We start from the raw sequence: 9,770 nt of genomic DNA on the forward strand, positions 1-9,770 counted from the left end.
ATATTTCTGTGGTTTTGAAAAGTGGCAGGATTTCAAGTCTGCGGATTAAGGAAAAAAACAGAGCCAGATGCCGATATGCCATGCGGCTATCGTATTCTCATCACCGCCTTTGTCTTGCAGGATGGCACGATAATGCAGGCATCAAGCGCAGACAATGTGGCGTGCATTTCCTATGATGGCGTGTATACGGGAACGGTTGCTGTCATGGACGGAAGCACATTCGGTTCTCTGGGCGGCGCATATTATGAAGATGCTGCGCTGACCCAGTCGGGCACACTGACAGCCGTGGTTTCTGTGAGATATGCGGATATTATTTTTGACGCCAGCGGGGGAACTGTTGACGGCGAATCCGTCAAGACCATTGAGAATCAGACGGTGATCCCGGATCTCAGCCAGCTTGTGGTCAACAGAGACGGCGGCTATGTCTTTGATGGATGGTATTATGATGCAGATGGTCATAAGCCAGCGCATGGCGGCGATGCCCTGCCGGATGGTGCAGATCCGGTGTCACCTGTTACGCTCTGTGCGAAATGGAAAGATCCCATTACGGTTTCGGGTACAGTCACTGTTTCCGGCACTTATGCTGAGGATAATCAGCTCCGGGAGATCCAGACTGCTGACCGGCTGCAGTCCGTGCTTGTGGCACTGCAAAAGATGAATGCAGACGGCAGTACAGTTACAGTGCAAAGCAAAGAGGTTACACTGGATTATGGAGATGACCGTCCGGGTACACCGGGTATGGTTCAGTATTCCTTTGAAAGCATTCTCCTTGATGGGGACTATCGCATTCAGGCGTATGTACCTGGTTATACCGATGTCTATCAGAATGAAGCATCTGAATTACAGGATGTGACGGATGAAACTGCTTATGATGCAGCGCATTTTCTGGCAGTGCCAGGGGATGATACCACTGCAATTGTCAACGCGTATCTGAAATTTGTGCCTGAAAAGTTTGATCTGACCTATGAAATTGATGGGAGTGCCATTGCACCAGCATATCGTCCTGCTGTAGCAGAAACTCTGATATATTATGCTGACCAGAACTATGAGGAAAACTGGTCTGTGATCTATCAGATGCGCACAGAGGACGGCACTTATGCCGGTCAGAATACGGTACTGACAGACGGAGCAGGCAGAAACAGCTTTTCTGTCTGGCGCACTTCTCCCAGGAATGTCCTTTCTTCCTATCAGGTACGGCTGTATGGATATCAGATGAGCAGCGCAGCAGATAAGCAGCAATATGGTGAAGATGCGCCCTTTGTTGCAGATCATCACGCGCAGACTGCCAGATATGAGGATGCTGCAGACGGGCAGAGCCAGAAACTGACTATTACCCTCTGTCCCAAAGCATATACACTTCAAGGTTTTCTATTGCAGAAGCCCCATGTAGAGGTACTTTTTAACCAATACCAAAGAAAGAACTGACTGTGAAATATTTTAATAAATTTGTGAAAGAGTGTTGAAATAGAAATGATTTTGTGCTATAATGTTCCTATAACTCATTTGCAGGACGCCTTTCGGGCAACACCGTACCAATATGGGCGGTGCTGCCCATTGTTTTTGGGCTTTCATAGCAAGTGCGAAAAATCGGATTTAGCCGGAGGAGAGTAGAAATCGTATGAAAAAAATAAAAAAATACGGATGGAGTATTATGGGGCTTGTGGCTCTGGTGCTTCTGGGAATTGTACTATTGGTCATGGTTTGCTCACACAGCAATCAGGCATTTGCCGCTGTCCCTATGAAAGTTTCTTTTCAAGGAGAATATAAAGTCGGCGACGGTGATTGGAATCCCATTGTGAAAGGCGAAAGCATCTCTGCTATGGATGGTGATGTGACGCTGAAGGGCTATTTTCAGCTAGAGTCTCCAGATGGGAAAGAGGTAGTCGGACATGCGTCAAAGGGGGCACCTATCGCGCTCTATCTGAATCATATTCACTGTGATCTGACTGTAAACGGTGAGAACTACCCCTTCAGTGCAGAAGAACCTCTGATCGGTGTCAGTGCCTGTGGTAAACAATGGGTAACATATGAATATACAGGAACAGAAACGGATACAGTGGAAATTGTGCTGAAAAATTCTCACCGCTTCGGCAATCACAATGCTGTCAATGAATTCCTGGATTCTATGTATATAGACACAAGCGTTATTTTTGAAGATCTGATGCTGGATGAAGGCAGGGCAGAAAGAACCGCGGGATTTGTTGTGATCGTGGTTTCGCTTGCCATGATGGGTGTTGCAGTGTTCTCTGCATTGCTTCGTCTGCGCCAGAGCAAATGTATGTGTCTGCTTGGCTTCCAGATGTTTTTTGCAGGGGTCTGCATGGTTTTTGATTCGAAGAACATTTATTTCTGGAGTAATCTGGTTGTCTTTAATTCTTATGCACTGCAGATCAGCAGAATGCTTTATACGGTGTTCGCTATGTGTCTGATCGTGATGTGCTTGTCAGATAAGGTCAAAAAAATCGGCACGGCTGCTGTTTCGTTTTCGGGGTTGACTGCGGGTGTTCTTTTGAGCATATGTCTGTTCGGTGGAAAAAATCTGTTTGATATTAGCATTTTTTGGACAGCAGCGCTGATCCTTGTGGGCATAGTACTTCTGGGATGCTGCATTTACAACCTTTTTCATGCGGAAAAACGGCAGATACTTCTGCTGGCTTTTTGCATTACCGGAATTACAGCACTGCTTATGGATATTGGAGCAGAGGCGCTCGGCTGGTGGAGCGGCGGATTGCTTTCACAGATCGTATTTGGCGTGCTGTTTGTATTGACGCTGATCATTGTGCTGAAAATCATCCCTTCCAACATCCGTTCTTCCATCCGGGAAAAGGAACTTCAGGCTGAATTGCAGAATAACCGGATCTCCATTATGCTTTCACAGATACAGCCTCACTTTATGTTTAATTCCATCAGTGCGATCCGTGAACTCTGCCGCATCGACCCGGAACAGGCGAGAGAGGCACTGGGAGATTTTTCGATTTATCTGCGCGGCAATATGGATTCGCTGAACTGCCAGGAGCTGATTTATTTTTCGAAAGAACTGGCGCATATTGAAGCTTATCTGAAACTGGAAAAGATGCGCTTCGGAGATAGTTTGCATGTGGTCTATGACATCCAGGAAAGCGATTTTTTTCTGCCGGCGCTGACGATCCAGCCGATGGTAGAAAATGCTGTTAAGCACGGATTGTGCGCTGCGGATGAAGGCGGCACGGTCACGATCCGAACCTGCCGGAAGGGCGATGATGTGGTCATTTCCGTAATAGACGACGGCGTAGGCTTTGTGCCGGAAGAACAGACGGCGCAGGATGGCAGCCGTACCCATGTAGGGATCGATAATGTGCGGAATCGCCTGGAGCATATGGCAAACGGTGAATTATTTGTGGAAAGTGCACCAGGTAAGGGTACAACTGTAACGATCGTTCTTCATGATGAAAAGGAAGAGCAATCGGATCTCTGATGTTTTTTGGAAATACCGCACGAAGAGCGTTTGTCGGCTTTGAACGGTTTTGCCTTAGAGATATGGTGATTAGAACCTGACTTTACAAGCCTCTCCTTTCTTGCAAAGTCAGGTTCTCGGTAATTTATACAAGTGCGTATTCCTGAAATTGTACATTCGTACAAAAAGATGCGGTTTGCGTTAAGTTTCCCTCTGTTCCTGCCGGTACTATACAGAAGGCTGTGATAACATAGGGAAGATGTTCACAGCGCTTCTGCCTACCATCATGATGAAATAGGATGAACCAATGAAAGATATCATAACAACAATAGTGGAGCGATACTATGATTCCATCTATTATTACTGTGTTGCCAGACTGGACGATGCAGATGCAGCCAAGGACTGCACCCAGGAGGTGTTTTGCGCTCTGGTGAAAAAGCAGTCTGTTCTGAAAGATCTGGAATACATCCGGCCATGGCTGTACCGCGCGGCAGACATTGCTATGAAAGAATACCGCCGCAGTGAAGCACGTTTCATTGCCGCATCGGATGAGGTATTGTCTGAAGAAAGTACAGCGCCTGAACCGGACTGGACAGATGACCACATCCGGGATATATTGACAAAAGAGGAATATTCCCTGGTGTGGAAACACTATATGGAGGGATATACTATTCGTGAACTTGCTGGACAGCTCAGAATCTCAGAGGCGTCTGCCTATATGCGGATGACACGGATCCGGCGGAAAATCGCAGATGTCATGCAGGCGAAAGAGAGGAGGGAGCTTCCATGAAACGGAATCAGGATTCTCAGTTTGCCCGGCGCATGCAGGAGGAATACCGCAGGAATATGGCACGTTGTCATATGCTGGAGCAGCAGATGGACGAGGAACTGGAAAAGGCAGAGCCGGACTTTGACCGTGTAGATGCACTTGCTCGTGAGATCGCCCTGCTGCGTGGTCTGATGCAGGAATCAGAGGAGACAGAACGGGAGCAAAAGGCGCTTCTTTCCATTTTGTTCCGCAAAAAACGTTTCCTTCGCATCGAGTGGATCGGTGTAATCGCAGCGGCGATCTTCCTGTGCATCGGTCTGTCCGTCTATCCCATCATTCAGCAGGGTAGAGGTGCACTGGAAGTGGTGGAGCCGCCTCAGTCTGTCCAGACCACAGAGACAACTATACCGGGAACAACAGAGACTGGAGTTATGGCATCCGGAAATTCCAAGGAAACGCAGACAACAACTGTGACAGAAATTGCCGGCGTGACCGACAGCACGGATGCTTCTCCTGTGGAAACTGTACCGGAACAACCAGTTGCAAATACAGATATGGTTTCGGAAACCAGTTCTGCTGTTTCGGAAAAACAGACGGTTCCGGCAGGCGGCACCGAGACTTCCGCCGGGAGAACCACACATACGACACATATCACCCACACCACCCAGACAAGCAGAACTACCGTCAGCACAGCAGTTGATACCACAACAAAAGCACCGGACGAGGAGACCGGCAATGTCACAACGCAGAAAACCACGGCACCGACGGAGACGACTACGACATTTTTTCCGGATGCGACCCAGACGACAACGACGTTTGTTCCCATCCAGACCACTACCCAGACTACCATGCGCACCACCACGCAGACTACGATGCGAACCACAACACAGACCACCACACGAACCACGGCACAGACTACAACACGTATTATGACGCAGACTACCATGCAAACCACCACTTTTCTCACCACAGCTGTGACAACGACCACCCAGCAGGAAACAACGCCTACGGAGTCTCAGCAGACTGCTTATCTTTTCCTCCACAGTTATCCGGATAAGATCGAGTATCAGCCCGGGGAGGAAGTGGACTTTGCGGGAGCGAATATCTCCGCCGGATACTGGTATATCGACGAAAACGGTGTGAGACAATATCAACCTGAGGTAAATTTCCAGGATCTGACCGCAGATACCGTCAGAGCACTTATAGAAAGCGGTGCGCTCACTGTGGATACCAGCCAGCTGGATATGGATACGCCTGGCACCTATTATGTTGTACTGTGGTACACCTATGGGGATACCACTGCCAGTGCTAGTTTCCCCATTTTCGTGAATGCATCGACGGAAAGTACTGCTGTATCGGAGACAAGAACAACTGCTACGGTTACATCTGCAATCGCTTCAAATGTACAAAAGAAGGATTCTTTTTCTGAACAGGAGGGATCTGTATGAAAAAACGGCGATACCGTTGTACAATGGACTTTAGACGGGACACCGCTGGAGGTCACTGCATATTTTGCAGAGTGTTATACCATTCATGCGGAATCCGTACCGGAGGGATATGCTGTTCCGGAAGATCTTAGGCAACACCGCACAAAGAGCGCCTGACGGCTTTGCACATCATATGCTTGCATATTTTCCGTCATATTTCACAAAAATGCTCGTGAATACACAAAGTATTCACTGCGCTTTTTGTTTCATCTGACGAAAAATCTGACATAGTTTATGCTCGTAGAGTACATCTGACGCACAATCTTTGTGCGTTATTGCCCTAAATAATTGATAGGCTAATCCCAAAGGACCGCGATATCGCTTGATATGGCGGTTTTTTTCTTTTTTGCGCAAATGACGTTCTCTGTACAAAAAATCCTATATTTTTTTACAAATCTTGAAAAATGTACTTGCAAAAAAGTCAAAAATCATGTATAATAAAAGCGGTGAAAATCCAATTTCATGATAAGGAGGGTATCTCTATGAAAACCATTCTAAAACGTATGCTGGCGGCACTTACGGGTGCAGCCATGGCAGCAAGCATGCTGACTGTTTTGGGAACGGGCATGGTCATTGCCCAGGCAGAACCGGACAGCAGTACGGCTGAAATCGACCTGGCGGCACCAGAGGGTGAAGTTATTGTCATGCATCACGGCTCCACCGAGATGCAGAGCAGTGCTCTTTCCAAATCTCTGGGCAGTACGGTGACTGTGTCAGAGTCCTATGTCTTTGACGTACTGGAAAATACCACTGCCGGCAGAGCGTTCACCCAGCGCCAGTCCCTGCTGCAAACTGCGGACAGCAGCGACTTTACGGTTTCCTTGGTAAAGTCGGAAACCTTGTCCACTAGTGAACTTATTGCACTCCTGGAAAATGACCCAAGTGTCATGTATGCGTCCCCGAACTTCCGGCTGAAAGCGGCGTCCTATTCCCAGGACACCTATGCGGACTATCAGTGGGCACTGGACAACACCGGACAGAACGGTGGTACACCCGGTCTGGACATCAACGCAGACACCGAGGCTCTGACGCCAAGTGTAGATGCCGGGGAACAGGTAGTGGCTGTGGTGGACAGCGGTATTGATTATACCCACCCGGATCTGGCAGAGCGTATGTGGGAGAATCCATATGTGGGCACAGGAAAGCTCAACGGCGCTCACGGTTATGATTTTGCAAACATGGACGATGATCCCATAGATGACAACGGACACGGTTCTCACTGCGCCGGCATTATTGCAGCGCAGGCAGACAATGATACCGGTGTTTCCGGCGTGGCGACAAGCGATTCCACACGGCTTATGGCATTAAAAATGCTGGACAGTGCGGGGTATTCATATGGAAATGAAGAATTTGCCTGCTATCATTATATCTATCAGGCACAGCTCCTGGGTGTAAACGTGGTTGCCATCAATAACTCCTGGGGTGCATACTTGGATGAAGGAGCCGTGGAGTCTGAGGTGGAGGCATTTTACAGTATGTTTCAGTATCTGGTTGACCTGACAGGCGGAATGGGTGCTGTTACGATCTGTGCTGCTGGGAATGAAAGTCTGGATAATGATTTTTGCTACGGTTATCCCAATGGCATCGACAGCCCATATCTCATCAATGTGGCTGCATCCACTGAAAAGGACGAACTGGCGGACTTCTCCAATTACGGCGCAGAATCGGTTGATCTGGCAGCGCCCGGCACGAACATTCTCTCCACCGTTTCCTATGATACCATGAACGCAATACTCCTGACAGATGAGCAGAAGGAACGGTTGCTGTATTGGTACGAGTCCTTTGGTGGACGGACGCTGGAAGCAGGGGATATGTCGTCAGGTACAGTTCCGGCACCGGGCGGTGATGCGGCACTGACCTATTCTGTGGAGGCACCGGAGGATGGCTCTGTTATCACAGTGGAAACCACATCAGATACCTATTTCGGAAAGGATTCTGAGAACGGTGCATCCCTGAAATTTACTGTGGAAAATGCTGTGGCAGGAACAAGTTATTCTCTTCGCTTACCCTATTATGGTCAGGGTGGCACCAAGGATACCCAACTTTCCATGGTGATACGTCAGGATGCAGCACCGAACACAGAAGAAGACTCTTATTTTGGAGACGATCTTCCGTTCACAGCTTTATTTTTGAGTGATGGAACGGTCAGTGAGGATGGACGCTATCAGGTGGAAAACTCCATGAATCTGTTAGGTGCCGGAATGGAAGAACAAGAAAACAGGTGGAATAGTATACAGAATACGTTGTCACCTCATGACGAGGGTCAGCTCTGTGCCATTGCCATTGATTTTGTCTGCGCTTATTCCGGGACCTATACTCTGTATCTGGACGATCTGGCAATGAGCCGTCTGGGGGCATCGGAGGAAGAACTTCTCCTGCCCTATGATTTCTACAACGGCACTTCTATGGCTGCGCCTATGGTAACAGGTGCGGCAGCTGCCATTGCTGCGGCATATCCGGAACTGTCTGTCCGGGAGCGCACTACGTTGCTGCTGGGCTGCACGAGACCTTCTGAGGCATTGGAAGGACTGGTAAAGACAGGCGGTGTTCTGGATCTCTCCAAGCTGGAGAACCCCAATCCAGTCGTGTTGGATTCCTGGATCGACACAGAAGAGGGTAAGCTGTATCTGGAAGGCGGACAGCTGACAAAAATGGAATATCTCATTAACGGTGCCCCGGCAACGGTTGTGGAGGTGTCTGATACGCAGGCAGTTCTGGATGTTTCTGCATATGCCAACCAGGAATTCCAGCTCACAGCACAATACGGTGAAACAGCATCCACAGAGTATTATTATTACTCTGACGGTGCAATACCAGAAATGCTGTATTTCAACAGTTCGGAAGATAGTTTCTACATGAACGGCGGCAATCTGCTGACAGTTGGTGCCAATGTGTATTATTGCGATGCAAATGGCAATGTGTATCAGACCACTCCTGACATGTATCAGGCAAACTGGACGATGCTGGGTAGTCTTGATGCATCGATTTTGATCACAGATGACTATGATCCCATTGTACCGGCATATATCCTCTCCCGCTTTGTGACCGATGGAACATCCATCTATACAGTGGCAAATCTGGATCACGGATATATGCAGCGAAGCGTACTGCTGGAATTTTCTCTGGAGACCTGGTCGTGGAGCTTTTTCTGCGAACTGCCCGATGTTTTCTCAACCATCATGGAACCCATTGTGGGATTCTATGGCAGAGAACTGGTTGTCATGGGCGGATATGACACAAACGGTGAACTGAACACAGCATGTGCGTCGTTCTCCTTTGAGGAATGGACATGGATGGATCTCCCTGCGCTTCCGGCAGGAGCATATGGCGGTGCAGCCGAACAGATTTCTGATAAATTATATGTGACTATGCAGCGCGGAGAAGAAGGCATCATGGAGGCAGTATGGAGCTTTGACGGCACCGCATGGAATGAAAATGCCGCTCTGCTGACGCCTCTTGCACAGAATGTACTGCATCCGGCAAATGTTTCCGTCAGCTCTTATCAGAACCAGTTGGTCTATGCCGGCGTTCCATCAAATAGTGTGGGCGATGTATTCTTCCTTGATATTGAATTTGACGCGGTCACTAGTCTGGGTTATACGACAATGCAGACTGCTGAAGGTAAATTCTGCACCAGTACTGTAAATGGTGATGTGCTCTATGTGCTGTATCAGGTGGGAGAGGGCATCGAACTGGAGCTGATTCCCTTGAGTGACAGTCCGGTCATTCCTACTGTTGCCCGCGGTGACGTGACCCAGGACGGCGAAGTTAACGGTGATGATGCATATCAGACGCTGTACTTCTATGCATGCGTTAGTGCCGGTGTAAAAGATGTCACATTCACAGACGGCACTAATATGTCCAAGGAACAGGAAGTCTGGAACGCTGCGGATGTGGATCAGGACGGCATAATCACGGCTGACGATGCCTATTGGATGCTGTTGTATTATGCAAATATTTCCGTAGGTCGGGATATCACATGGGATGATATCCTGGCTGTGGGATAACACGCATTGGTAGAATCGCATAAAGGCAACACCGCACAAAGAGCGCCTATCGGCTTTGCACGTCATATGCTTGC

General features: G+C 48.5%; 5 protein-coding genes. All 5 read left to right on the forward strand.

Features of this window, described 5'->3' with window-relative positions; all coding sequences use genetic code 11:
• Positions 1-21: 21 nt before the first annotated feature.
• The 5 genes from Q0418_RS04390 to Q0418_RS04410 all read left to right on the forward strand — a co-directional run bounded on the left by Q0418_RS04390 (position 22) and on the right by Q0418_RS04410 (position 9,696).
• Positions 22-1,425: an InlB B-repeat-containing protein gene (locus Q0418_RS04390; protein ID WP_298482605.1), complete on the forward strand. Its 1,404-nt coding sequence runs from the start codon at positions 22-24 to the stop codon at positions 1,423-1,425.
• A gap of 193 nt (positions 1,426-1,618) precedes the next feature.
• Positions 1,619-3,454: a sensor histidine kinase gene (locus Q0418_RS04395; RefSeq protein WP_298482607.1), complete on the forward strand. Its 1,836-nt coding sequence runs from the start codon at positions 1,619-1,621 to the stop codon at positions 3,452-3,454.
• Positions 3,455-3,740: 286 nt separating this feature from the next.
• Positions 3,741-4,223 (forward strand): RNA polymerase sigma factor, encoded by a 483-nt coding sequence (locus tag Q0418_RS04400; protein ID WP_298482609.1) that lies wholly within the window; start codon positions 3,741-3,743, stop codon positions 4,221-4,223.
• Positions 4,220-5,650 carry a hypothetical protein gene (locus Q0418_RS04405; protein ID WP_298482611.1) on the forward strand — a complete coding sequence of 477 codons (1,431 nt, stop codon included), beginning with the start codon at positions 4,220-4,222 and terminating at the stop codon, positions 5,648-5,650. The genes Q0418_RS04400 and Q0418_RS04405 overlap by 4 nt, the downstream gene beginning before the upstream one ends.
• A gap of 521 nt (positions 5,651-6,171) precedes the next feature.
• Complete coding sequence (locus tag Q0418_RS04410) at positions 6,172-9,696, forward strand: S8 family serine peptidase (RefSeq protein WP_298482613.1); 3,525 nt, start codon at positions 6,172-6,174, stop codon at positions 9,694-9,696.
• Positions 9,697-9,770 lie beyond the last annotated feature (74 nt).

Source organism: uncultured Ruminococcus sp. (assembly GCF_937915125.1).
Taxonomy (GTDB): domain Bacteria; phylum Bacillota; class Clostridia; order Oscillospirales; family Ruminococcaceae; genus Ruminococcus_C.